We start from the raw sequence: 23,529 nt of genomic DNA on the forward strand, positions 1-23,529 counted from the left end.
GCTACTGCTGGAAGCGGTATCCCATCCCCGCTTCGGTCAGCAGATGCACCGGATGCGACGGGTCGTCCTCGAGTTTGCGCCGCAACTGCGCGAGATACACCCGGAGATAATGGGTTTCCTTCGCGTACGCCGGTCCCCACACCTCTTTGAGCAGCTCCTCGCGGCCGACGAGCTTGCCGCGGTTACGAACCAGCATCTCGAGCATGCCCCACTCGGTCGGCGTGAGGTGCACCTCCGCGCCGTTCTTGGTGACCTTCTTGGCGGCCAGGTCGACGGTGAACGACGCCGTGTCGACGACGGGCTCGTCGGTGTCCGATGCTGCCGACGCGCGGCGCACCGCCGCCCGCAACCTGGCCAGGAACTCGTCCATGCCAAACGGTTTCGTCACGTAGTCGTCGGCTCCGGCGTCGAGCGCCTCGACTTTGTCGGAGGAGTCGGTGCGCGCCGACAGCACGATCACCGGCGCGGACAGCCAACCGCGCAGTCCGGCGAGCACCTCGATGCCGGACATGTCCGGCAGGCCAAGGTCGAGCACGATGACGTCGGGACGGTGGTCGGCCGCGGTCTTGAGTGCCTCGGCACCGCTGGCGGCCGTGAACACCTCGTAGCCGCGCACCGACAGGTTGATGCGCAGCGCCCGCAGGATCTGCGGTTCGTCGTCGATGACAAGCACCCTCGTCTTCACCGTCATGTCGGTGCCGCCAGTTCGATCTCGATGGTCAGCCCGCCGCCGGGGGTGTCGGTGGCGGCGATCGTGCCGCCCATCGCCTCGACGAAACCGCGCGCCACCGAAAGCCCCAGCCCGACACCGATGCTGGTGTCGTGGTCACCCGACCGCTGGAACGGTGCGAACATGCGTTCCTCGGCGCCGCGGCGAACGCCGGGACCCTCGTCGACGACCGCGATCAGCACCCGCTCGCCGACCTGGCCGGCCGTCACCCGTACCACGCTGTCCTGGGCATACCGCAATGCGTTGTCGAGGAGGTTGGCCAGCACCCGTTCGAGCAGGCCGCCGTCGGCGAGCGCTACGGCATCACCCACGTCGACCTTCACCCGTTCGACGCCGCGCCTACGGAAGCCCGTGGCACCCTTGCTGATTCCCAGCAGCGCTCGCTGCACCGTCTCCTCGAGATACACCGCCCGCAGTTCCGGTTTCACAACACCCGCGGCGAGCCGTGACGAATCGAGCAGGTTGCCGACGAGCGCGGTCAGTTGGTCGATCGACTCTTCGATGGTCGCGTGCAATTCGGCGGTGTCCTCGGCGGAGAACTCGACGTCATCGCTGCGCAGGCTCGACACGGCGGCCTTGGCTGCAGCCAGTGGGGTGCGCAGGTCGTGGCTGACCGCCGACAACAGGGAGCGCCGCAGTTCGTCTGCTTGGGAGATCGCTTCGGCCTTACCGGCTTCCTCGGCGAGTTCGCGTTGTTTGACCAGACCCGCCGCTTGTTTCGCGACCGCTGTCAGCACTCTGCGGTCGCGGGCGCGCAGCTTGCGGCCGGCCATCAACATCCAGAACTCGTCGTCGCCGACTTCGATTGCAGTGTCGGCGGATTCGACCGTCACGCACGGATCGGTTCCGACACAGGCGACGAGGTCACCGTCGGGGTGCTGGTCGGTGACCCGCAACAAGCTGACCGCGCGTTGGGAATACGTCTCCCGAACGCGCTCCAACAGCGCGACGAGATCAGCGCCGCGCAGCACGGATCCGGCGAACAATGCGAGCAGTTCGGCCTCCTGGGACGCCCGCCTGGCCTCCCGCGTGCGCTTGGCGGCATTGTCGACCAGCACAGCGACGGCAACAGCGACAGCCAGCAAGACCACGCTGGTGATCGCGTTGTCGGGCCGGGCGATATCCAGCGTGTAGCGCGGTTCGATCAGAAAGTAGTTCAGCAGCAGGCCTGACAACACCGCCGACAGCGCAGCGGGCGCCACACCGCCGAGCAGAGCCACCACCAGCACCCCGACGAAGAACAGCGCACTTTCGCCACCGACGTCGAGCATGGGGTCCAAGACCAGAGCCAGCACCGCACACAGCGCCGACGGGACCAACACCGCAGCCAGCCAGGAGGTCAGATATCTGTGGCGAGGAGCGGTCCGCGCCCACACCGACTCCCGGTGCGCCTCCGGGTGAGTGACCATGTGCACGTCGATCGACCCGGACTGCTGAACCACCGACGCGCCGATGCCTTCGTCGAAGATCCGCGCCCACCGTGACCGGCGCGACGTGCCGATGACCAACTGCGTCGCGTTCTCGTCTCGCGCGAAATCCAGCAAGGCGGTCGGTACGTCGTCGCCGACAACGGTGTGCACCGTGGCGCCCAAGCTGGCGCTGAGTTCGCGAACCTTACCCATCTGCGGCGCGGAGACACCCGAGAGGCCGTCGCCGCGAACAACATGCACCACCAACAGTTCCGCGCTGGACTTCGAGGCGATCCGAGATGCCCTGCGCACCAGGGTCTCCGACTCCGGACCGCCGGTCACCGCGACGACCACCCGCTCGCGGGCCTCCCACGTGGCGGTGATCTGGTTCTCTTCGCGATACTTCTCCAGCGCGGCGTCGACCTGATCGGCGAGCCACAGCAGCGCCAGTTCGCGCAGCGCCGTGAGGTTGCCTTTGCGGAAGTAGTTCGACAGGGCCGCGTCGACGCGCTCGGGCCCGTACACGTTGCCGTGAGCCAGCCTGCGCCGCAATGCTTCCGGGGTGATGTCGACGAGCTCGATCTGGTCCGCGGCGCGGACCACCTCGTCGGGCACCTTCTCCTGCTGCTCGATGCCGGTGATCTGGGTGACGACGTCGTTGAGGCTCTCGAGGTGCTGGACGTTGACCGTCGTGATGACGGTGATGCCGGCGTCGAGCAGTTCGTCGACGTCTTGCCATCGCTTTGGATTCTTGGAGCCGGTGGTGTTGGTATGGGCCAACTCGTCGACCAGAACCACCTGCGGTCGACGGCGCAGCACCGCTGCCACGTCGAGTTCTCCGAAGCCCTTGCCGCGGTATTCGATCGTCTTCGGCGGGATCGTCTCGATGCCGTCGAGCAGATCGGCCGTCTTCTTGCGGCCGTGCGTCTCCACCACCGCGGCGACCACGTCGGTGCCCCGTTCCAGCCGCCGGTGTGCCTCGCCGAGCATCGCGAAGGTCTTGCCGACCCCGGGTGCCGCGCCCAGGTAGATGCGCAGTTCACCGCGCTTCTTGCGGTGGTCGGACGGATCGGTCACATGCCCATCATCCACCTGACGTCAGCTTCTCGAGGGCGGTGTTGAGGGCGAGCACGTCGACGGTCGGCTCGCCGAGGAACCCGAGCACCCGGCCGTCGGTGTTTTCGGCGACGAGCCGGCGGATCTCGTCGGTCTGCACACCGCGTGCCGCCGCGACCCGGTTGACCTGGATGTCGGCGTAGGCGACCGAGATGTGGGGGTCGAGTCCGCTACCGCTTGCCGTGACAGCGTCGGCGGGCACCGCGGGATCGGCGGGTGCACTGCCGCGGATCGGCACGATCTGGCCGATGCTGTAATCCTCGCCGGGCTGCCTACATTCGACGCGCACGCCCTCGTAGGTGTCGAGGAACGGTGTCTGCGTGGTGTCACACGGCTCGTTGACGCTGACGACCCGCGTCGGATTCACGACGTTGCCGCGCGCGTCGCGGGGCCCGATGACCGAAAGCACCGCGCCGACACCGCCGCCCGTGCAGAACGGCCGCGACCCGTCGACACCGTCCAGTTCGCCTATCGTGTTGCTGCGTTCGCAGATGAGGGTGAGCAAGCTCGGTTTGTCGGGCGCGTCGACGATGCTCTCGGGCCCGAGATTGCTCGCGCCGGTGGCCAGGGGGTCGTAATTGCCTGCGGACGGCCGGCTCAGGAAGTACTGCGGCAGTGGGTTGCCGTCGGCGTCGGTGAACGACTGTCCGATCAGGCTGCTGCCCACCACCTTTCCGTCCGCCTGGACGAGAGAACCGTCGGCGTTGGCGCGTAGGCCGGGGATCTGGGCGATCAACCAGATGAGCACCGGGTAGGCAAGGCCGATGATGACGGTGAGCACCAGCAGCGCCCGCAGGGCGGCGGTGTGTTGCCGAACGAGTTGAGAAAAGTTCACGTCACATTCCCGGGAAGAGTTGGATGACGAGGTCGATGAGTTTGATCCCGACGAACGGGGCAACGATGCCGCCCAGCCCGTAGATGGAGAGGTTGCGGCTCAACAACTTCGACGCGTTGCTCGGTGTGTAGCGCACGCCGCGAAGCGACAGCGGAATCAGCGCGATGATGACCAACGCGTTGAAGATCACCGCCGACAGGATCGCCGACTGCGGGCTGTGCAACCGCATGATGTTGAGCAGGTCCAGGCCGGGAAACAGCGCGACGAACAGGGCGGGGATGATCGCGAAGTACTTCGCGATGTCGTTGGCGATCGAGAACGTGGTCAGGGCACCGCGGGTGATGAGCAGTTGCTTGCCGATTTCGACGATCTCGATGAGCTTGGTCGGATCGGAGTCGAGGTCGACCATGTTGCCGGCCTCTTTGGCCGCCGACGTCCCGGTGTTCATCGCGACGCCGACGTCGGCCTGCGCGAGTGCGGGCGCGTCATTGGTGCCGTCGCCGGTCATCGCAACGAGCCTGCCACCGGCCTGCTCCTTCTTGATCAGTGCGATCTTGTCCTCGGGGGTGGCCTCGGCAAGGAAGTCGTCGACGCCGGCCTCGTCGGCAATCGCTCTGGCGGTCAACGGGTTGTCGCCGGTGATCATGACGGTGCGGATGCCCATGCGGCGCATCTCGTCGAACCGCTGACGCATACCTTGTTTCACGACGTCCTTGAGGTGGATCACGCCGAGCACCGAGGCGGTGCCGTCGCGGACCTGACCGACGACCAGGGGAGTGCCCCCCGCGGCGGAGATGCCGTCGACGATGTCATCCAATTGCGGTGAGACGCGGCCGCCCTCGGCGCGGATCCAATCGGCCAACGAACCGGCGGCGCCCTTGCGCAGCTTGTGCCCGCCGCCGAGGTCGACGCCCGACATCCGGGTCGTGGCGCTGAACTGCACCCAGTCGGCGTGTTCGAGTTCGCCGGGGGTGCGGGCGCGCAGCCCGTACTGCTGCTTGGCGAACACGACGATCGAACGGCCTTCCGGCGTCTCGTCGGCGAGGCTGGACAATTGCGCCGCGTCCGCCAACGTTTCCTCTGCGACACCGGTCATCGGGACGAACGCGGCGGCCTGACGGTTGCCGAGCGTGATGGTGCCGGTCTTGTCGAGCAGCAGGGTGTTCACGTCGCCGGCAGCCTCCACGACACGGCCCGACATCGCGAGCACGTTGCGCTGCACGAGCCGGTCCATCCCGGCGATGCCGATGGCCGACAACAGCGCGCCGATGGTGGTCGGGATGAGGCACACGACCAACGCGACCATCACGATGCCGCTGATGCCGTCACCGGTCAGCGCCAGGCTGTCCGGGACGCCGGGGTTGTTGGCCTTGGAGTAGATGGCCAGGGGTTGCAGTGTCGCGACGCCGAACACGAAGATGATCGTCAGCGACGCCAGCAGGATGTTCAGCGCGATCTCGTTGGGCGTCTTCTGCCGGTTGGCGCCCTCGACGAGCGCGATCATCCGGTCGATGAAGCTCTCACCCGGCTTCTGGGTGATCCGCACGATGATGCGATCCGACAGCACGGTGGTGCCGCCGGTGACCGCGGACCGGTCGCCGCCGGATTCGCGTATTACGGGCGCAGACTCGCCGGTGATCGCCGACTCATCCACCGACGCAATGCCTTCCACTACATCGCCGTCACCGGGGATGGTCTGGCCGGCTTCGACGACGACGACGTCACCCTGTTGCAGGAGCGGCGCGGCAATGAGTTCCTCGCGGCCGGGTGCGCCGGAGGACCAGCCGGTCAGGCGCCGGGCCATGGTGGCCGACTTGGTCTTTCGGAGTGTCTCTGCCTGCGCCTTGCCGCGGCCCTCAGCCACCGCCTCGGCGAGGTTGGCGAAGATTACCGTCAGCCACAACCACCACACGATCAGCCACGCGAACCACGAGGGCTCGGTAAGGGCCAGCAGACTGCTCCACACCGCGCCGAGTTCGACGATGGCCATGACCGGATTGCGCCACAGTGTGCGCGGGTCCAGTTTGCGCAGTGCGTCGGGTATCGACGTCCACAACAACTTCGGATCGAGCAGTCCACCCTGGATTCGCGTGGGTGCCTTGGGTCTCTGCTCCATTGGAGCGGGGGCAATGGTGGCTGCGGACATCAATGGATTCCTTCGGCGAGTGGGCCCAGCGCGAGCATGGGAAGGAAGGTGAGGGCGACCAGGATCAGCGTGACACCGGCGACCATGCCGACGAACTGGGGCCGGTGGGTGGGCAGCGTGCCGACCGACTCTGGTGTTTTGCCTTGGCGAGCCAGCGATCCGGCCAGCGCGAGGACGAAGATGATCGGCAGGAACCGGCCGAAGAGCATCGCTAGCCCCAGTGCGGTGTTGTACCACTCGGTGTTGACCGACAGACCCGCGAACGCCGAACCGTTGTTGTTGCCGGCGGAGGTGAACGCGTAGAGCACCTCCGACAGGCCGTGTGGTCCGGTGTTGAGCATGCCGGCGCGCTGACCGAGCATCGCCATCGCCAGGGCAGTGCCGGTCAGTACGATAAGGGGTGTGACGAGGAAATAGGTTGCGGCGAGCTTGATTTCGTGTGGAGTGATCTTCTTACCGAGGTACTCCGGCGTGCGGCCGACCATCAGTCCGGCGATGAACACGGTGATGATCGCGAGGATCAGCATGCCGTAGAGGCCCGAACCGACGCCGCCGGGGGCGATCTCGCCGAGTTGCATGTTGAACAGCGTCATCATGCCGCCGAGGCTGGTGTAGGAGTCGTGGAACGAGTTGACCGCGCCGGTCGACGTCAGCGTCGTCAGGTCGGCGAACACGGCGGAGTTCGCGACGCCGAAGCGCTGCTCGACGCCTTCGGTGGATGCGCCGAGCGCGGTGGGAACCGTTCCGTGGTGCTGCAATTGGAAGGTCAGGATCAGCGTGACGCTGAGCAGCGCGATGGTCGACATGACCGCGACGATCGCGTAACCCTGCTTACGGCTGTCGACCATGCGGCCGAAGGTGCGGGGTAGCGAGAACGCGATGCAGGACAGCAGGAAGATCTCCACCCAGTTGGTCCATGCAGTGGGGTTTTCGAACGGGTGCGCGGAGTTGGCGTTGAAGAAGCCGCCGCCGTTGGTGCCGAGCAGCTTGATGACTTCCTGGCTGGCGACCGGACCGCCGGGGATGGTCTGTTGGGCACCGGTCAACGTGGTGACGACCTGATCGTGCAGGCCGAAGTTCTGGATCACCCCGCCGGCGACGAGGATCGTCGCGCCGATGATGGAGATTGGCAACAAGATTCGGATGGAGCCGCGGGTGAGGTCGACCCAGAAGTTGCCGAGTTCGGTCGTATTGCGTCGGGCCAGGCCACGGACGAACGCCATCGCGACGGCCATGCCGACCGCGGCGGAGACGAAGTTCTGCACCGCCAGGCCGGCCATCTGCACGAGGTGGCCCTGGGTCGACTCGCCGGAGTAGGCCTGCCAGTTGGTGTTCGTGACGAAGCTGACCGCGGTGTTCCAGGCCAGCGCGGGGGTCATCGGGGTGCCTGGGTCGCCGAGGTGCAGCGGCAGCGTGCCCTGGACCAGTTGAAGGACGAACAGGAACAGCAGGCTGACCGCGGAGAAGGCGAGCACGCTGCGGGCGTAGGCGCCCCAGGTCTGTTCGGCGTTCGGGTCGGCGCCGATGAGCCGGTAGAGGACGCGCTCACCGTGCAGGTGCTTCTCGGAGGAGTAGACCCGGTAGATGTAGTCGCCGAGGGGCACGTGGACGAGGGCCAACCCGATGATTAGCGAGATGAGAAAGAGAACGCCCGCGGTGGTCGTGCTCATCAGAACCGCTCCGGGAACAGCAGGGCGGCGAAAAGGAACACCGCGACGAGGATGGCCAGCACGAGGCCGACGGCGTTGCCGTAGCTCACAGGCGCTCGACCAACTTCTGGACCAAGCCGAGGACGGCGAAGACCGCCACCGTCAGCGCGATGTAGACCACGACGGACATGGCACTCCGAGACGTTTACAGGGCGCCGGATTTCGGCGCCATTTCCAAGCAAACGTGGAGTTCAGCGGCGCGGGCGGGGCCTTGACGGTTTCTTGACGTTCCGGTCGCCGGCCTTTACGACTTCGATGCGCCGAGTGTTTGGTTGACGCACGTTGTCGTCGCTGGGACGGTCCTCAATCCGATACTCGACGCGTTGGGTAGCGTTCTCATCGGCTGACGCCCCCATAGCCCAATTGGTAGAGGCCGCGGACTTAAAATCCGTCCAGTGTCGGTTCGAGTCCGACTGGGGGCACCGTCACCGTGTCGACAGGTACTTCTCGAGCTTGTCCAGCTGCGCCTTGTAACCCCACTTCATGCCGAACGCGGCCATCTTGGCCTTCGGGCCGATGTCGGTGATCGTGACGTGCAGATGTACGACGGTCATCCCGTCGTTTTCGGTGAGCGTGACGTCGTTGGTGTGTTGGATCGTCGAGCCCTCTTCATCGCCTTCGGTCCACGATCGGGCGTCGTAGGTCAGCCGAGAAGGTTCCTCGATCCGGGTGAACGTGCCCGCCATCGGCCAGCGGGTGCCCTGGTACTTGCCCATGGCTTCACCCGCCTCCATGACGATGTAGACCTTGCCGCCGACCTCCAGGTCGATCTCGCATTCCGGCACGAAAGTCTTTTCGGGGCCCCACCATTGCCGCAGCATGTCCGGCTCCGTCCACGCCTGCCATACCGTTTCGAGCGGGGCGCGGTATGAGCGTTCGAGGTGCAGGTTCTTGGTCTTCTTGAACATTTGCATCAGCATGGTGAGTCCTTCAGGTTCTCGGTAGAGGCGGTCTCGTCGGTAAAGCGATCAGTGGTCGGTCAAGTCGTCCGTCCTCTCGGTGATGGACTCGAGATAGCTGCCCAGCGAGTCGAGTCGCGTCTCCCACAGTTGCGCGAAAGACTCCGCCCAGCGACCGATCTCTTCGAACGGCGCGGCCTCGAGATGGTAGATCCGCTGGCGAGCCAGAGCTTGGCCGGCGACGATCCCCGAATCACCCAACACTCGAAGGTGTTTGCTCACCTGTGGTTGACGAATCTCGAGTGTCTCGGCGATCTCGCCCACCGAAAGCGGTCCTGCGCGCAACAATTCGACGATTCTCAGGCGGCTCGGCTCGGCAAGCGCTCCGAAGGTCGTCGACTGCACGCTGACGAACATACGTCCCTGACATATTCCTGTCAAGGAATATGTCGACGCGGCTACCGTGGAGCCATGGCGCGCATTCTCATCATCGGTGGCCACGGCAAGGTGGCCCTGCGGTTGTCCGAAATCCTCACCGACCGCGGCGACGAAGTGACGTCGGTGTTCCGCAACCCGGATCACTCCGAGGAAGTTCTGGTAACCAGAGCCCATCCGGTGGTGGCCGACATCGAGCAGCTGGACACCGACGCCCTTGCCGGAATTGTTGCGGGGCATGACGCGGTCGTGTTCTCCGCGGGCGCCGGCGGCGGCAATCCGCCGCGCACCTATGCGGTGGACCGCGACGCCGCCATCCGCGTCATCGATGCCGCCGCGCACGCGGGAGTGCCCAGATTCATCATGGTGTCCTACTTCGGCGCCGGACCGGGTCACGGTGTGCCGAAAGATAATTCATTCTTCCCCTATGCCGAGGCAAAGGCCGCTGCCGATGAGCACCTGCGGGCCAGTGGCCTACGCTGGACGATCCTCGGGCCGGGCCGCCTGACGCTGGAACCGGCCACCGGGCGCATCGCCGTCGGCGCCGACGCCGCCGACGGTGACGTCTCCCGCGACGACGTCGCGCTGGTCGCCGCCGCCTGCCTCGCCGACGACACCACCATCGGGCGCACCATCGAGTTCAACAACGGCGACGTCCCGATCACCGAGGCGTTGCAGCGACCAGGGCAGACGAGCAGCTAGGCTCGCCCCATAGCCGATGACGTCTACGAGACACCCGACCGCATCGCGCCGTCTTCTGTCGATCGCGGCGTGCACGGCCCGCGGATGCGCGTTTGGACAGGTCTCGCATTGGGTGCCGCCCTCTGGGGAGCGTCGGCCTTTCTGCTCCTTCGTACGCAGGTACCGGCACTCGACCTCGAAAGGCTTAGCCCCGCAAGCTATTTCTCGCCGGTTGAGCTCGACAGAATCCACGAATTCCGTCGGGTCACCTTCTGGTTCTGGATCGCGTCGACGCTGATCCAACTTGGCGTGCTCACTCTGCTCGCATGGCGCGGCCGCCGGCTCGCGTTCGCTGTCCGCCGTATTCTGCGGCTTCCGCCGTCGGCGCATGTGTGGTGCGGCGCCGCGGTGGCGGCGTCGTGTTGGTTCATCCTGTGGCTTACGGTCCTTCCCGTCGGGGCGGTCCGGCACTGGTGGTACCGGCGCTACGGCCTGAGGGAGCAGGATTACCGGGCCTGGCTGGGGGACCAGGCGCTCGAGCTCTTGGTGACGACGGTCGTCATCGTGCTCGTGGTCTCCGGGATGGTCTACCTCGCCGTCCGGTTCGGACGGCGCTGGTGGTTGGCGGGGAGTGCCGCAATCGCGGTGTTCGGCTTGCTCGGCGTGCTCGCGCAGCCACTCGTTATCGAACCCTTGTTCAACCGCTTCACGCCGGTCGGCGACCAGAACCTCGCCGCTCGTATCGAGACGCTCGGGAACCGGCTCGGCGTGAGCGTCGAGTCCGTCGACGTCTCCGATGCGAGCCGTCGCACGACGACCGCGAATGCGAAGGTGACCGGGATCGGTCCGACACGCCGCGTCGTCCTGTACGACACAGTGCTCGACGGCCGCTTCACGGAGGGCGAGATCCTGTGGGTGTCCGCTCACGAGTTGGCCCACGTCGCGCGCGGTCACGTCTGGAAGAACGTTGCGTGGTTCGCACTCTTTGCGACCCCGGGCCTGGCCGCGATCGCCTGGATCACAGAGCGACGAGGGGGCTTACGCGACCCGGCGGGCGTCCCGCTGGCGCTGGTGTGCGCATTCGTTCTCTCGCTGCTGGTGCTGCCGGCGCAGAACTCGATCTCACGCCGCTATGAGGCGGAGTCCGATTGGCTTGCGCTGCGCGTCACGAACGATCCGGCAAGTGACATCGCGACGCAGCGGCGGTTCGCGCTCACGGGCCTCAACGATCCCGACCCGCCGGCATGGGCACTGTTCATCCTCGGCACGCACCCGACCACCATGCAGCGAATCGCGATGGCGAAGGCGGCCGAAGGGCGCTGAGTATGCCGCGGCCTCAACTGGCGTCTTGCGATCGGGGCCTGCCCAGTCGCCACTTGGTCTTCTTCGGCGTCTGGTACGAATCGTGGGTCCAGGCGTCCCACATCTCCTCTGGTTCGCCCTGGACAGGGCTGTTGCTGACCTGCCAGCCGAGGTTGACGACTTCCGTTGTGCACCACCGGATCAGAGATCCGTCAGCGCCGATCTCCTGGGCGAGACGCACTCTCTCGTCGGCGCTCAGCTTGTCACTGAACGCCTGCATCGTGGTCTTCAAACGCCAGTGGGGGACAGCTTCTTCTCGGCATTGCCGGCAGAGTCTCAAGAGTTCCACTCGCGCATGGTCGAGCAGGGACACCGGCTCCGCTTCATCGTGCCCAACGGTTGGGTCTCCCTGCGGCTCTGGCTCGATCCGCGGAGCGGTCTCGCTGTCCGAGTCCCCGCTGCGCTCCATCAACTCCTGGTACTTGACGCGCAGGTCCTCGAGTTCCGCTGCGACTGCCCGCGCTTTGTCACGCCACCACGCCAGGTGATACTCGGCCAGCTTTGCCTGACAGTCGGGGCAGATCGCGACTGCTCCCGCCGCTTGGCCCAGCGTCGTCGGACTTTCCAGCACCATGCCGCAGAGCGCGTGGTCATCGCGGCGGTTCAGGTAGTCACTGTGGTGCACCACCGAGGCGGATGACTCCCGTATGTAGCTGTGGGGTGGTTCCACAACAGCCAAAGTAGTTGAGCGCGACCGCCGTTTGGCGTCAGTTCGGCAAAACGACCGACAGCCCCGGAGCGAGCGTGCCCCGGGGCTGTCGAGTCAGCGCAGCTACTTCTCGCCGCCTTCGGAATTACCCTTCTCCGAACCTTCGGCGTTGTCAGCCGGCGCGTTGTCGGTCGGCGCGTCGTCACCGGCGGCGCCGGTCGCCGGGGCGGTCACCACCGGCTCGGTGGTGGTCACAACCTCATCGGCTGCGGCACCGGTCGGGTTCTTGTCACCCGTCTGACCAGCATTCGGTGAGTAGTTCGGCGATTCCCTCACCACGTTGTGCGCGGGTGGCTGCTCTTCCTCCTCTTTGGACACCGGGGAGTTGGTCGCGCCCGTCGCGTCGAGCTTCTGATCATCGCGCTGGAGATCTTCGACCTGATCAGCGTCCTTCTTCTGCTCCAGTTGGTCGTCCTGCTTTAGCTCCTGTCCCTGCTCAGACAGGCCGACGAAGCGCGCTTGTCGATCCGGCACGGAGTTGATCGGCGCGCCGTCGAACTCCTTGGTTTCGACGACCGCGTCCTCTTCCGCTTCGGCGGTCTGCGGTTCGAAGGCGCCACGGAGTGCGGCGTTGATCTGTTCAGTGACGCCCCACAGTCCGTTGCGGAAGTTCTCCACGAACGCGTTCGGCCCGCCGAGCGGTGCGGGCAGGGCATCGCGCAATCCGTAGAGCGCCGGGTCGGCCACCCACAGCGGCCCGTCGACGATGTTCTCCACCAGATCGAGCGCTTCGGCGGTGTCGCCCTGAGCGAGCGCGGCCGCCGCCTGAACGACCCCGACAGGGGTGAGGACCGTGGCGGCCGCGAGCCGCAATGCGGTCGCAACCACGCCCTCGGCGATCCGGGAAAGCCCGTCGATCGGCCCGGTGACCGGTGTGTATTCGACCGGTCCCGGCCGCTCGAACGCATTCATCGTCCGCTCGAGGAAGCCCTGCAGCGCCGCGCCCGGGTCCTGCAACCCCGCGTTGATCTCCTCGGTGACTTTCCACAATTCGTCGCGGAAGTTCTCGATGATGCCGTCCGGACCGCCGAGCGGCGCGGGCAGTGCGTCCCGCAGTGCATACAGGGCTGGGTCGACGACCCACAACGGCGCGTCGACGATGTTCTCCACCAGGTTGCCGAAGCCTTCGGCGCCGTTGCCCTCGACGATGGCGGCGGCGAGCTCGACCAGGCGCAGTGGGCTCAGGATCGTCGCGCCACCGAGCCGCAGCCCGGACGCGGCGATGCCTTGACCGATGCGGCCGACGCCGTCGAGGGGTCCGGAAACCGGGGCGTAGGGCACCGGCGCCTTCGCATTGAACGCCTCCAGCGTGCCCCCGATGAACGAGTTCAGCACCCCACCCGGCCCGAAACTTTCCAGCAAAGCAAGAGCAGCGTCGATCTCGCGCTGGGTGTTCGTGGGCTCGGCGGCAGCCATCAGCCTCACCTCATGCGACCGGCTCGCCTCGGCGACATTCGCTGGCATCGGCGCGATGGGGGTCGCGGCGATGACCCCCGCACCGACAAGTGCGACTCCCGTCGTCATGTACGTTTTGGCGCTGGCTTTCATAAGCCCCTCCCCGGATAGCTGTGGCGAATCAGGCAGCAACTTACGCTTGCGTCAGACTGGTGTCCAGTTTCCCGCGAATATTGTCGATCAGAAGTAGCTGTATGAGGAAAAAATGGACCTCCAGAGCCGCATACCTCCCGGCATATCCCGGTCTGCAACGGACTTTCGACATCTACATCGGCAGTGCCCGGCCGTCATGTCAGCCACAAGAGTTCGCCGTGTACTCGGTACCCGCGTGCCAGGCGCTGAGACGCCATCAATCTCCGCAAACCGCGAAACTCATCACGTTCTGGCGCGAGCCCGACGCGACTCGTGCACGTTGGGAATGCTGCGCACCGCAACGTCGAGAATCGGCGTGGCGACCGTATCCCGCTATCCGATTTGCGAAGCAGGCGGACGGCCGACTGTAGAAGTAGTTAGTTCGAGCGCTCATGCCGGTGGCTGCGCCGGCGACCGCCTGCCTGAACAGCAAACGTCAACGCTGAGCGCCTCAGTACCCCGGTGTGACGACCTCGGCGAGTTCCTGCTCGGGCTCCTGTGGCGGCACGGGCGCGGGCATCCGGGGCCGCGGCGAGCCGACCTCGTTACCGGTCGAGCCGCCACATTCCGCACCGCTCACTCCCGGCGGACACGCGGAATTCGCCGGAGTTGCCGCACTCGCAGGCGAGTTCGGCACCAGATACGGCACACACTGTCCGGCGTAGAGGTCCTCTTCCTCGCCGGCCGGGCAGTTGGCGAGGTGGACCGGCGCGACTGACGGCACGGAGGCGACCATCCCGAGCGCTGGCGCTGCTGCCGCGACCGCGAACCCGCCGGCGAGGATCAATCGTCGCGCGGACAAGGAGATCGACCTCATCGGCCACCCTTCGCTCGTGAGTTTGGCTGCCGCCACAACCGTATCGCGCAGCGCGGCGCAAGGCTCACTGCACGAGCGATGGGGTGCTGAACGGTTGGCCGTCTCGGGCGGCCAAGTACTCGGGCCGCGGTGTTTCGGCCCGAAAGGGCGCCACGAGTCGGTTCTCGATCGAGTTGAACACCAGGAAGATGTTCGATCGGGGGAACGGCGTGATGTTGGAACCCGACCCGTGCATCAGGTTCGAGTCGAACCACAGTGCCGTGCCGGCGGGTCCGGTGACCTGGTCGATGCCGAAGCGCGCGGCGGCCTCGGTGAGCGTGGCCTGGCTCGGCACCCCGATCTCCTGTTTGACCAGCGATGAGGTGTGGTTATCGGGCGGTGTGGTCCCCACGCACGGATAGAAGATCTCGTGCGATCCCGGCATCACCATCAGCGAACCGTTGTAGGCGAAGTTCTCGGTCAGGGAGATCGAGCAGGAAACGGCCCGCATCATCGGCATCCCGTCCTCGGCATGCCAGGTCTCGAAGTCGGAGTGCCAGTAGAACCCGGTGCCGGTGAACCCCGGCATCAGGTTGATCCGCGCCTGGTGCAGGTACACGTCGCTGCCGAGCAGTTGACGGGCTACGGGCAGCACGGAGTCGAGGGTGACGACCTCGGCGATCACGTCGCTGAACAAGTGCGGCTGGAACACCGACCGGATGCTGCCGCCGGGCTCGCGGATGATCCGGGGATCGGCGGGATCAGCCTGAGCCCCAATGTGGTTCAACTCATCGCGTAGCGGCGACAACCAGTTGTCGCCGACGGCCGAGGGGCGTACCAGGTAGCCGTTCGCAGCGATCGTTTTCAGGTCGGCATCGCAGAGCGGACCGTCGGGCTCGCCACCCCAGACCGTCGGCTCGGCGCGCGGGATGGGCGCGGACGGTTTCTCGAGCCGGGTGGGATACCTGTCCACGCGATCGGGAAAACAGTTGCCGCTCAACTCGCTTGCACCGCCGGAGGGTAGGTCCCGGTCTCGTCGTGCACCTCCTGGCCGGTCACCGGGGGATTGAACACGCACAGCATCCGCAGTTGGATGTCGCATGCGACTCGGTGACGTTCGTGGCCGTCGAGCAGGTACATGGTGCCCGGCCGCAGCGGATGCTGCTCACCGGTCTCCAGATTGGTGAGCGTGCCGGAGCCCTCGACCACCCAGACCGCCTCGACGTGGTGGCGGTAGTGGAACTCGCTGACGGAGTTCGCGTTGATGGTGGTCTCGTGAAACGAGAAACCGACGCCGTCGCCGGCCAGGACGATGCGTTTGGATCTCCAGTCCTTCGCCGACACATCGCGTTCGGTGCCGGTGATCTCGTCAGTGGTGCGCACGATCACGGTCGTGCTCCTTTCGGGGTTGCGATGACGACGGTCAGGACAGCGTCGCGGCGATCGATTCGGCCAGAATATCGATGCCGGCATCGAGATCCGCCTCGGAGGTGGTCAGCGGCGGAAGCAGCTTGACGACCTCGTCCGACGGACCGCTGGTTTCCATGAGTACCCCGCGGTCGAACGCGGTCCGGCACACGGCCGACGCCATCGGTTCGTCGTCGAACTTGAGTCCTTGGGCCATTCCGCGTCCTCGCGCAGTGATGCCCGGATACCGTGCGGCGATCTCCTCCAGCCTCGCCCTGACCTGCTGTCCTTTGGCGATGGTGTCGTCGGCGAACGTTTCTGTCTGCCAGTAGATTTCGAGGGCTTTGGCGGCCGTGACGAACGCCGGGTTGTGGCCACGGAAGGTGCCGTTGTGCTCACCGGGCGCCCACACGTCGAGGTCTCTGCGGAACAGCGTCAGCGCCATCGGGAGCCCGTATCCGCTGATCGACTTGGACAGCGTGACGATATCGGGAACGATGCCGGCCTCCTCGAAACTGAAGAAGCGGCCGGTTCGCCCGCAGCCCATCTGCACGTCGTCGACGATGAGCAGAATCTCACGCCGGCTGCACAATTCGGCGAGCGCTTGCAACCACTCCATCCGGGCGACGTTGAGACCGCCCTCGCCCTGCACGGTCTCGACGATCACCGCGGCGGGACGGTTGAGTCCGCCACCGGAGTCGTCGAGCACCCGCTCGAACCACTGGAAGTCCTCGGTGGCGCCACCGAAGTAGTTGTCGTACGGCATCGGCGTGGCGTGCACCAGCGGGATGCCCGCCCCCGCCCGCTTCATCGAATTGCCCGTCACCGACAGCGCACCCAGGGTCATGCCGTGAAATGCGTTGGTGAAGTTGATGATCGACTCACGACCGGTGACCTTGCGGGCGAGCTTGAGTGCCGACTCGACGGAGTTCGCGCCGGTCGGGCCGGGGAACTGCACCTTGTAGTCGAGCCCGCGAGGCTTGAGGATCAGCTGTTCGAAGTTCTGCAGGAACTCGGTCTTGGCCGATGTCGCCATGTCGAGCGAGTGCACGATCATGTCGTTGGCCAGATAGTCGATCAGCGGGCGCTTTAGTTCGGGGTTGTTGTGGCCGTAGTTCAGCGCGCCGGCACCCGCGAAGAAGTCGAGGTATCGATTGCCCGAGGCGTCGGTCAGCCAGGAGCCTTGGGCGACGGCCATGGTGGTCGGCCATCCCCGGCAGTAGCTACGCACCTCCGATTCGACCGAGCTGTAGACCTCGGGCAGGTCGGATTCATCGGGACGGGGGAGTGTTGCAGGCGTTGACATGTGTCCTTTCCGGTGTCAGTCGGCCAGTGGCATGGCGATCGGTCCGATCCGCAGAGTCGGTTCGTCCTCGTGGGCCCGATCGGCGTCCAGTTGTTCGGCGGTGAAGCGGGGCTGTTCGATCAGGGGTACCCCGTGCCGCCGCGCGAAGGAGCCGAAGAACGCGCGCGAGGCCGAATTGCTGGGGGCCACCGTGGCTTCCACTGTGACCGGATGACCCCGCCGGTCGCTGCGGACGCGGTGGACGAGGTTGTCGAGCATGGCGCCGGCCAGGCCGGTCCCGCGGGCCGCAGAGGCCACGGCCACCTGCCAGACGAACAACACCTCCGGTCGTGCCGGCGGGTGGTATCCGGTTATCAACCCGCAGATATCACCGTCTCTGTCCGCCACGATCGAGGTACTGGCAAAGTCCGTGGCCATCAGAAGATAGGTATAGGTGGAATTCAGATCGAGCACTTCGGTCTCTGCGACCAGACGGTGCATCGCGATGGCATCGCCCTCGGCTGGAGGCCGAAGAAAGTGCTTCCAGGAAATAGTTTGCGGTGCTGTCGCTTTCGAAGTTGCAGCCCGTTGGTCGAGGACTGGGCTCCGTTCACGACGTGCACGAATCGTCACTTGCGTTGTCACCACCGAACAAATTCATCGAGTCTCATCAGTTACGTCATCGGCGACGTGACCGTATGCCAGCAAAAAATGGCAAGCAAGTTTCGACGGTCGCTTCCTGAGCACGTGGCGGCGTGTCGATGCCGGAATTACCTGCGCGGATGTGCGATGGGCGGCGGGCGCCGCCAAGATCGATCTGTTATCAAATCGTTATCGTTCGCGCGCGAAGATGATTCGATGCACTAACAACGGGTACCGTGTTACGCGACCGTCAATGCGGACGACAGTGACATCCGGAGCGTTCGGGGGTCCGCTTCTAGCGCACTTTCTCCGCGCCCGGCCATGCCGTGAGCGCCGCGGGACGAACGACTTGTTGACCTATTGGAGGAAATTTCGTGCGACGCATCGTCGGATCGCTCATTGCCGCCGCCGTCACCGCGGTCGGCTTCGCTGCGCCTGCAGCGGCCGACCAGGCGGAGTTCGTCCGCAAGCTGCAGGAGCAGTACGTTTTCCTGACCGCGGACCAGCTGATCGCCGCGGGCAACAAGGTCTGCGCCGCCACGGCCAGTGGGGTGCCCGCTTCCGACGCCGTGATGATGGTCCGCGACGATCTCGGGGTCTCGGTTCCGGCCGCAGGCGACATCGTCAGCCTTGCCGTCGTCGAACTCGGCTGCTGACCCGAACGCGACCTCTATTTGGTAACAAGCTGGTCAAGCGGCGCGTGGCGCACTGAAACACGAGACTCGGATTGTTAGCTTGCCTGCGTGAGGTCGTCTGTCTGCGCAATGCTGTCCGCGGTGCTGATTCTCGTAGGCGTCGCGGTCCAAACACCCACGGCCGCAGCTTATTCGCGTGACGGTTTGCCGGTGGAGACCCTCGACGTGCCGTCCCCCTCGATGGGTCGCAACATCCGCGTGCAGTTCCAGGGCGGCGGGCCGAATTCGGTGTATCTGCTCGACGGGCTGCGGGCCCGGGAAGACGCCAGCGGTTGGGACATCAACACCGCCGCCTTCGAGTGGTTTTACCAGTCCGGCATCTCGGTCGTCATGCCCGTCGGCGGGCAGGCCAGCTTCTACACCGACTGGTACCAGCCGGCGACGGGCAGCGCCGGCACCGTCACGTACAAGTGGGAGACCTTCCTGACGCAGGAACTGCCCGCATGGTTGGCGGCCAACCGCGGACAGTCGCCGACCGGCAACGCCGTCGTGGGGCTGTCCATGTCGGGCAGCGCGGCGTTGACGCTGGCGATCTGGCATCCGAGGCAGTTCATCTTCGCCAGTTCACTGTCGGGCTACCTCAACCCGTCAAGCGGCTTGTGGCCCACGCTGATCGGCTTCTCGATGAAGGATGCGGGCGGCTACAGCGCGACGAACATGTGGGGCCCGACGTCGGATCCGGCGTGGCGGCGCAACGATCCGATGGTCAACATCAAGACGCTGGTGGCCAACAACACTGCGCTGTGGATCTACTGCGGCAACGGCGCGATCTCGGAACTCGACGCCGGGGCGGACTTCGGGGCGCAGTACAGCGCGCAGTTCCTGGAGAACATCACGTTGTCGACGAACAAGGAGTTCCAGCAGAAGTACCTCGCGGCAGGCGGACGCAACGCGGTCTTCAACTTCCCGACCGACGGAACACACAGCTGGGGTTACTGGGGTTCGCAACTGCAGGCGATGAAACCGGACCTGCTGCGCATCCTCGCCCCCGCCCCCCGACCCTGACAGGCGGCGCTCATCGGACAATTGCCGGCTGACCGGCGCTGATGGGTCCCGCCGATGCGTGCAACCGGCCTACTCGCTACCCTATTGCGCGGGTTAAGACCGCAGCCTCGTGATCGGCCATGACCGCTACGGTGGTTGCCAAACAAGAGGTGAGTCTTGGACGGACAACTTTGTACCGAGAACTGGGTGGGACGCGTCGCTGTCGTCGCGGCCTCCGGGGATCTCGACATGCTCACGGCGCCTCAGCTGAGGGACGCCGTGCAGGCGGCGTTGGCCAAGGATCCGACGGGTTTGATCGTCGACCTGACCAGCGTGGAGTTCCTGGGGTCCGCGGGGATGCAGGTGCTGATGGAGACCCACAACCAGACCGACGGCGCGCAGACGCGGTTCGCCGTCGTCGCGGACGGCCCTGCCACCAGCCGGCCGCTGAAGATCACGGGGATCGCCGATCTGATCGACCTGTTCTCCTCGCTGGATGACGCGCTCGGCAACCTCACTGCGTGAGCACGGCCTGGGCGGGGTAATCAGTTCGGACCATGAACAGTACGACGGAACTTGGTTTTTCGAGCAACGGCCCCGCAGACGCTGAGACCGTTGCCGAGTTCCGCAACGCGTTCGCGCAGTGGCTGCGCGCCAATTTCGCGCTCGATGCGGACCGGCTCAGTGACGTGCTGCTGGCGGTCAACGAGGCGTTGACCAACGCGGCCGAGTTCGCCTACGTCCAGGCCCAACAACCAGGCACGATGTCGGTGACCGCCCGCTACGATGCCGCGGACCGCCGCCTGGTGGCGATGGTTTCCGACCACGGGACGTGGCTGGAGAAGACGCCGGACGGCAAGCCCAACACCCGCGGTCGCGGTATCCAGCTGATGCGCGCGCTGTCTGACCGCGTGACGATCGACCGCGCTGCATCCGGCACGCGCGTGCAACTCGACTTCGGCGATTGCCCGCTCATCTCCCAAGAGTGTTACGCGGACTCCGCATAGCTTGCGGTTGTGACGCTCGTGGCGCCTGATGTCGGTTTGCTGACGTGTCCGCCTGTGATCTACCGCTCACTTTGCGCTTGAAAGCTAAGAAACCGTTATCTCGTGACGCCGGACACAGCGTTCGGAAGTTGTTGCGGCATCGTCGTTTCCACAGGTCAGCGGACTGCGTCCCGTGCTCTTCGAAGGTGACCACCGGATGACGAGCACATTTCTAAGCGGTGTCTGAGAGCTTTTGGCGGATTGTCTCAAGCCGTGCTTCTCGCCGCCGAATCGTGTCGGTTTCCGTCGCTAGACTCATTGCGAGACCGCGCCGAGGGGCGCGCTGCGACTTGGAGTCTAGGGCCGGTGAACGTCATTACCGGCGGAGGTACCGAATAACAATGGTTAGCGTTTTGATGCCTGAACATGCCCCGCCTGCGAAGGCGACAACCCCAACGCGGGTGGACCCGAGCGTCACCGCATTGGGCGCCGTCGAGCTGAACCGCGGACCGGTCGGCGACATCGCGGCGACCGGAACCGGTGCGGCCCTGGTGACACATCCCGGCGACGACAGCGTCGCGGTGCTCAACGCCCGCACGCTCGCGGTCGAGGCGATCATCGCTGTCCACGGCGAGCCGTTCGCCGTCGCGGTCCACGAGGACCGCGCCTACGTGAGCACTTCTTCCTGGAGCCACAAGGACGAGGTCGCCGTCATCGACACCGCCACCAAGACGGTGATCGGCGCGTATCCGCTCTCAGAGAATGTCACGGCGCTCGCCGTCAGCCCCGACGGCAAGCGGGTCTACGCCGGAAGAACCGGAGACGGACACATCGATGTCGCGGTGATCGACATCCCCGCCGACCGTGTCGACACGATCGACGTCGCGACCGGCGCGGGCATCGGTATCGACGCCCTCGCGATCGACGCGAGCGGCACGCATCTTCACGTGGCGACCACCGACGCCCGCGGCAGCGCCGTGGTGACCGTCGACCTCGAAACCGGGCGACTCGGTCGGGCAGTGCGGATCGGCGCACCCATTCGCGACATCGCCGTGGCCGACGACACCGCTTACGTCCTCAGTTCGGACCGGACCCGCGGCGGTGTGGTGCACGTCGTCGAGCTCTCGACCGGACGCGTCACCGACATCGTCGAACTCGGCGGCGCTCCAACTCAGCTCGTGGTCGGTGCGGACAAGGCCAGGGCGTACATCGTCGACTACGACCACGTCGTGGTGTTGTGCACCCTCACCCTGCAGGTCGTCGACACCATCGCCGTCGGCGCCCGGCCGTCCTGCGTGACGGTCGACGCGCACGCCGGTCGGATGTATGTCGCCGACTACGCGGGCGGGGTGACGGTATTCGCCGCCGACTCGACAATGCCGCTGCTGTATCCGCAGTTCGCGGCGACCGATCCGATCGTCGCCGCCGAGATCCGCGAGCTGGAGCCGGTCACCGCTTAGGTTGCAGCGCAAAGGGTCCCGTGGTCACCGCCGACTGCACGCGGCGGTGAGCGTGCTCTAGCGGCGGCTGCAGTCCAGCGACACCGAGATGGGTTGGCTGATCACCACCGGGAACAGCACCCCGTCCTGATTGCCGCCGAGCACCGGCCGCAACTGAGTGAACTGCTGCGGGTTACGGACGCTGGTGACGACGCACTCGTCGAGCGGTGCGGTACCGATCTTGTCGATGCGGACCGTGTAGCCCTCGCTTTGCAGCTTCTCGATCACCTCGGCCGCCGACTCCTGCTGAGCCCAGGCCGACGCGGCGGGTGCGACCAGCAACCCGCAGACGCCCGCAGCGGCAGCCGCTACCCGAATCGTCCGCATGACCGGCCTCCCTCTCGTCCTGCGTCAATCATGCGCCATCAGCGCTCGGCGCGCTGGTATGCGGTCACTACCGCAGCACCGCCCAGGCCGATGTTGTGCTGCAGCGCGGCGGTGACGTTGTCGACCTGCCGCTTGTCGGCCGTTCCGCGCAGCTGCCAGGTCAGCTCGGCACACTGCGCAAGGCCCGTCGCACCGAGCGGGTGGCCCTTGGAAATCAGGCCGCCGGAGGGGTTGACGACCCAACGTCCGCCGTAGGTGGTGTCGTTGTTGTCGATCAGCTTGGGAGCCTCGCCCTCGCCGCACAGGCCGAGCGCCTCGTAGAGCAGCAGCTCGTTGGCCGAGAAACAGTCGTGCAGCTCGATCACCTGGAAGTCGGCCGGTCCGAGCCCGCACTGGTCGTAGACCTGCTGGGCGGCCTGCACGTTCATGTCGTAGCCGATGAGATTCTTGGCGCTGCCGTCGAAGCTGGACTCGAAGTCGGTGGTCATCGCCTGGCCGACGATCTCCACCGCCTGGCCGGCCAGCCCATGCCTGTCGACGAACGCCTCGCTGGCCACGATCGCCGCGCCCGAGCCGTCGGAGGTCGGCGAGCACTGCAGCTTCGTCAGCGGATCGGAGATCATCTTGGCGGCCAGGATGTCGTCGAGCGTGTACTCGTCCTGGAACTGAGCGTACGGGTTGTTCACCGAATGCTTGTGGTTCTTGTATCCGATCTTCGCGAAATGCTCTGCGGTGCTTCCATGTTGACGCATGTGCTCGCGGCCCGCGGCGCCGAACATCCACGGCGCCACGGGAAACCCGAACTCGTCGATCTCGGCCATCGCCTTGACGTGCTTGCCCATGGGAGATTCGCGATCGTCGTGACCACCCCGCAGCGACCCGGGTTGCATCTTCTCGAAGCCGAGCGCGATCGTGCAGTCGGCGAGCCCACCGCGGATCGTCTGTGCGGCGAGGAACAGCGCCGTCGAACCCGTCGAACAGTTGTTGTTGACGTTGACGATCGGGATGCCCGTCATCCCGAGTTCGTAGAGCGCCCGGTTGCCTGACGTCGAGTCGCCCGCGACGTAGCCGACGAACCCCTGCTGCACCTCGGAGTAGTCGATGCCGGCGTCCTCGAGTGCCTTGGTGCCGGACTCCTTGGCCATCTGTGGGTAGTCCCAGCCCTCACGGCGGCCGGGCTTCTCGAACTTCGTCATTCCGACGCCGACGACGAAAACTCTGTTATTGACGGTGGGCATGTGATGAATCCTTTCGCTGCGCTGCGATGACAGAAACACACAGCGCGGCACC

General features: G+C 65.7%; 24 protein-coding genes and 1 tRNA gene. 8 read left to right on the forward strand and 17 right to left on the reverse strand.

Annotated elements, in window-relative coordinates; all coding sequences use genetic code 11:
* Position 1: 1 nt before the first annotated feature.
* From G6N18_RS21565 to G6N18_RS21590, 6 genes are read right to left on the reverse strand one after another with little or no spacing between them, the layout of a single operon-like run.
* Positions 2-691, reverse strand: coding sequence for a response regulator (locus tag G6N18_RS21565; RefSeq protein ID WP_083006474.1), 690 nt, complete (start codon positions 689-691; stop codon positions 2-4).
* Complete coding sequence (locus G6N18_RS21570; RefSeq protein ID WP_407663534.1) at positions 688-3,231, reverse strand: DUF4118 domain-containing protein; 2,544 nt, start codon at positions 3,229-3,231, stop codon at positions 688-690. The genes G6N18_RS21565 and G6N18_RS21570 overlap by 4 nt, the downstream gene beginning before the upstream one ends.
* Positions 3,224-4,090 carry a potassium-transporting ATPase subunit C gene (locus tag G6N18_RS21575; RefSeq protein WP_083006479.1) on the reverse strand — a complete coding sequence of 289 codons (867 nt, stop codon included), beginning with the start codon at positions 4,088-4,090 and terminating at the stop codon, positions 3,224-3,226. The genes G6N18_RS21570 and G6N18_RS21575 overlap by 8 nt, the downstream gene beginning before the upstream one ends.
* 1 nt (position 4,091) lies before the next feature.
* Positions 4,092-6,236 (reverse strand): potassium-transporting ATPase subunit KdpB, encoded by a 2,145-nt coding sequence (gene kdpB / locus G6N18_RS21580; protein ID WP_083006481.1) that lies wholly within the window; start codon positions 6,234-6,236, stop codon positions 4,092-4,094.
* Entirely contained in the window at positions 6,236-7,906 is a 1,671-nt protein-coding gene (gene kdpA, locus G6N18_RS21585) for a potassium-transporting ATPase subunit KdpA (RefSeq protein WP_083006483.1), read from the reverse strand. The genes kdpB and kdpA overlap by 1 nt, the downstream gene beginning before the upstream one ends.
* Positions 7,906-7,995 (reverse strand): potassium-transporting ATPase subunit F, encoded by a 90-nt coding sequence (locus G6N18_RS21590; protein WP_109749572.1) that lies wholly within the window; start codon positions 7,993-7,995, stop codon positions 7,906-7,908. Before G6N18_RS21590 ends, kdpA begins: the two co-directional genes overlap by 1 nt.
* 298 nt (positions 7,996-8,293) lie before the next feature.
* Here G6N18_RS21590 and G6N18_RS21600 point away from each other — a divergent pair.
* Positions 8,294-8,367 (forward strand) — tRNA-Leu (locus G6N18_RS21600).
* Positions 8,368-8,370: 3 nt separating this feature from the next.
* Here the strand turns inward: G6N18_RS21600 and G6N18_RS21605 are convergent.
* A complete protein-coding gene (locus tag G6N18_RS21605) occupies positions 8,371-8,865 on the reverse strand; it encodes an SRPBCC family protein (RefSeq protein WP_083006485.1) in 495 nt (164 codons plus the stop codon).
* A gap of 48 nt (positions 8,866-8,913) precedes the next feature.
* On the reverse strand, positions 8,914-9,249 hold the full coding sequence (locus G6N18_RS21610; protein WP_083006541.1) for an ArsR/SmtB family transcription factor: 336 nt from the start codon (positions 9,247-9,249) through the stop codon (positions 8,914-8,916).
* Positions 9,250-9,315: 66 nt separating this feature from the next.
* Here G6N18_RS21610 and G6N18_RS21615 point away from each other — a divergent pair, with 66 nt between their 5' ends.
* Both G6N18_RS21615 and G6N18_RS21620 read left to right on the forward strand, forming a co-directional pair.
* Positions 9,316-9,981, forward strand: a complete 666-nt coding sequence (locus G6N18_RS21615; protein ID WP_083006487.1) for an SDR family oxidoreductase — start codon at positions 9,316-9,318, stop codon at positions 9,979-9,981.
* Between the two features lie 108 nt (positions 9,982-10,089).
* Positions 10,090-11,283, forward strand: a complete 1,194-nt coding sequence (locus tag G6N18_RS21620; RefSeq protein WP_163689968.1) for a M48 family metalloprotease — start codon at positions 10,090-10,092, stop codon at positions 11,281-11,283.
* A 13-nt stretch (positions 11,284-11,296) separates the two neighbouring features.
* Here the strand turns inward: G6N18_RS21620 and G6N18_RS21625 are convergent, their stop codons facing one another.
* From G6N18_RS21625 to ectA, 7 genes are all read right to left on the reverse strand, one after another.
* Positions 11,297-11,992, reverse strand: coding sequence for a hypothetical protein (locus tag G6N18_RS21625; RefSeq protein ID WP_234806253.1), 696 nt, complete (start codon positions 11,990-11,992; stop codon positions 11,297-11,299).
* A 102-nt stretch (positions 11,993-12,094) separates the two neighbouring features.
* Positions 12,095-13,579, reverse strand: a complete 1,485-nt coding sequence (locus tag G6N18_RS21630) for a hypothetical protein (protein ID WP_083006492.1) — start codon at positions 13,577-13,579, stop codon at positions 12,095-12,097.
* A gap of 490 nt (positions 13,580-14,069) precedes the next feature.
* Positions 14,070-14,435, reverse strand: a complete 366-nt coding sequence (locus G6N18_RS21635) for a hypothetical protein (RefSeq protein WP_083006494.1) — start codon at positions 14,433-14,435, stop codon at positions 14,070-14,072.
* Between the two features lie 64 nt (positions 14,436-14,499).
* The gene (gene thpD, locus G6N18_RS21640; RefSeq protein ID WP_234806254.1) at positions 14,500-15,387 is read right to left on the reverse strand and encodes an ectoine hydroxylase; all 888 of its coding nucleotides are present in this window, start codon (positions 15,385-15,387) and stop codon (positions 14,500-14,502) included.
* Between the two features lie 23 nt (positions 15,388-15,410).
* Entirely contained in the window at positions 15,411-15,803 is a 393-nt protein-coding gene (locus G6N18_RS21645; protein ID WP_067221271.1) for an ectoine synthase, read from the reverse strand.
* A 34-nt stretch (positions 15,804-15,837) separates the two neighbouring features.
* Positions 15,838-17,127, reverse strand: a complete 1,290-nt coding sequence (ectB, locus tag G6N18_RS21650) for a diaminobutyrate--2-oxoglutarate transaminase (protein ID WP_083006498.1) — start codon at positions 17,125-17,127, stop codon at positions 15,838-15,840.
* A gap of 15 nt (positions 17,128-17,142) precedes the next feature.
* The gene (ectA, locus tag G6N18_RS21655; RefSeq protein WP_234806255.1) at positions 17,143-17,607 is read right to left on the reverse strand and encodes a diaminobutyrate acetyltransferase; all 465 of its coding nucleotides are present in this window, start codon (positions 17,605-17,607) and stop codon (positions 17,143-17,145) included.
* A gap of 515 nt (positions 17,608-18,122) precedes the next feature.
* Here ectA and G6N18_RS21660 point away from each other — a divergent pair.
* The 5 genes from G6N18_RS21660 (at position 18,123) to G6N18_RS21680 (ending at position 21,873) form a co-directional block, all read left to right on the forward strand.
* Positions 18,123-18,404: a DUF732 domain-containing protein gene (locus G6N18_RS21660; RefSeq protein ID WP_234806256.1), complete on the forward strand. Its 282-nt coding sequence runs from the start codon at positions 18,123-18,125 to the stop codon at positions 18,402-18,404.
* A 108-nt stretch (positions 18,405-18,512) separates the two neighbouring features.
* On the forward strand, positions 18,513-19,448 hold the full coding sequence (locus G6N18_RS21665; protein WP_083006502.1) for an esterase family protein: 936 nt from the start codon (positions 18,513-18,515) through the stop codon (positions 19,446-19,448).
* A 156-nt stretch (positions 19,449-19,604) separates the two neighbouring features.
* Complete coding sequence (locus G6N18_RS21670) at positions 19,605-19,952, forward strand: STAS domain-containing protein (RefSeq protein WP_083006504.1); 348 nt, start codon at positions 19,605-19,607, stop codon at positions 19,950-19,952.
* A gap of 32 nt (positions 19,953-19,984) precedes the next feature.
* Positions 19,985-20,434, forward strand: coding sequence for an ATP-binding protein (locus G6N18_RS21675; RefSeq protein WP_083006507.1), 450 nt, complete (start codon positions 19,985-19,987; stop codon positions 20,432-20,434).
* Between the two features lie 395 nt (positions 20,435-20,829).
* Positions 20,830-21,873: an MmpL3/TtfA transport complex stabilizer gene (locus tag G6N18_RS21680; protein ID WP_109749574.1), complete on the forward strand. Its 1,044-nt coding sequence runs from the start codon at positions 20,830-20,832 to the stop codon at positions 21,871-21,873.
* Between the two features lie 57 nt (positions 21,874-21,930).
* Here G6N18_RS21680 and G6N18_RS21685 read toward each other — a convergent pair whose 3' ends face one another.
* Positions 21,931-22,239: a hypothetical protein gene (locus G6N18_RS21685; protein WP_083006511.1), complete on the reverse strand. Its 309-nt coding sequence runs from the start codon at positions 22,237-22,239 to the stop codon at positions 21,931-21,933.
* Between the two features lie 38 nt (positions 22,240-22,277).
* A complete protein-coding gene (locus G6N18_RS21690) occupies positions 22,278-23,477 on the reverse strand; it encodes a lipid-transfer protein (RefSeq protein ID WP_083006514.1) in 1,200 nt (399 codons plus the stop codon).
* Positions 23,478-23,529: the final 52 nt, after the last annotated feature.

The organism is Mycolicibacterium celeriflavum, from assembly GCF_010731795.1.
GTDB lineage: Bacteria > Actinomycetota > Actinomycetes > Mycobacteriales > Mycobacteriaceae > Mycobacterium > Mycobacterium celeriflavum.

Bases quoted from the DNA above. Each gene is read 5' to 3' on its own strand.
- G6N18_RS21635 (WP_083006494.1), bottom strand. From the start codon at position 14,435: ATGAGGTCGATCTCCTTGTCCGCGCGACGATTGATCCTCGCCGGCGGG.
- G6N18_RS21630 (WP_083006492.1), bottom strand. From the start codon at position 13,579: ATGAAAGCCAGCGCCAAAACGTACATGACGACGGGAGTCGCACTTGTC.
- G6N18_RS21685 (WP_083006511.1), bottom strand. From the start codon at position 22,239: ATGCGGACGATTCGGGTAGCGGCTGCCGCTGCGGGCGTCTGCGGGTTG.
- G6N18_RS21690 (WP_083006514.1), bottom strand. From the start codon at position 23,477: ATGCCCACCGTCAATAACAGAGTTTTCGTCGTCGGCGTCGGAATGACG.
- ectB (WP_083006498.1), bottom strand. From the start codon at position 17,127: ATGTCAACGCCTGCAACACTCCCCCGTCCCGATGAATCCGACCTGCCC.
- G6N18_RS21615 (WP_083006487.1), top strand. From the start codon at position 9,316: ATGGCGCGCATTCTCATCATCGGTGGCCACGGCAAGGTGGCCCTGCGG.
- G6N18_RS21605 (WP_083006485.1), bottom strand. From the start codon at position 8,865: ATGCTGATGCAAATGTTCAAGAAGACCAAGAACCTGCACCTCGAACGC.
- G6N18_RS21565 (WP_083006474.1), bottom strand. From the start codon at position 691: ATGACGGTGAAGACGAGGGTGCTTGTCATCGACGACGAACCGCAGATC.
- G6N18_RS21680 (WP_109749574.1), top strand. From the start codon at position 20,830: ATGCCTGAACATGCCCCGCCTGCGAAGGCGACAACCCCAACGCGGGTG.
- ectA (WP_234806255.1), bottom strand. From the start codon at position 17,607: ATGCACCGTCTGGTCGCAGAGACCGAAGTGCTCGATCTGAATTCCACC.
- kdpA (WP_083006483.1), bottom strand. From the start codon at position 7,906: ATGAGCACGACCACCGCGGGCGTTCTCTTTCTCATCTCGCTAATCATC.
- G6N18_RS21665 (WP_083006502.1), top strand. From the start codon at position 18,513: ATGCTGTCCGCGGTGCTGATTCTCGTAGGCGTCGCGGTCCAAACACCC.
- G6N18_RS21675 (WP_083006507.1), top strand. From the start codon at position 19,985: ATGAACAGTACGACGGAACTTGGTTTTTCGAGCAACGGCCCCGCAGAC.
- kdpB (WP_083006481.1), bottom strand. From the start codon at position 6,236: ATGTCCGCAGCCACCATTGCCCCCGCTCCAATGGAGCAGAGACCCAAG.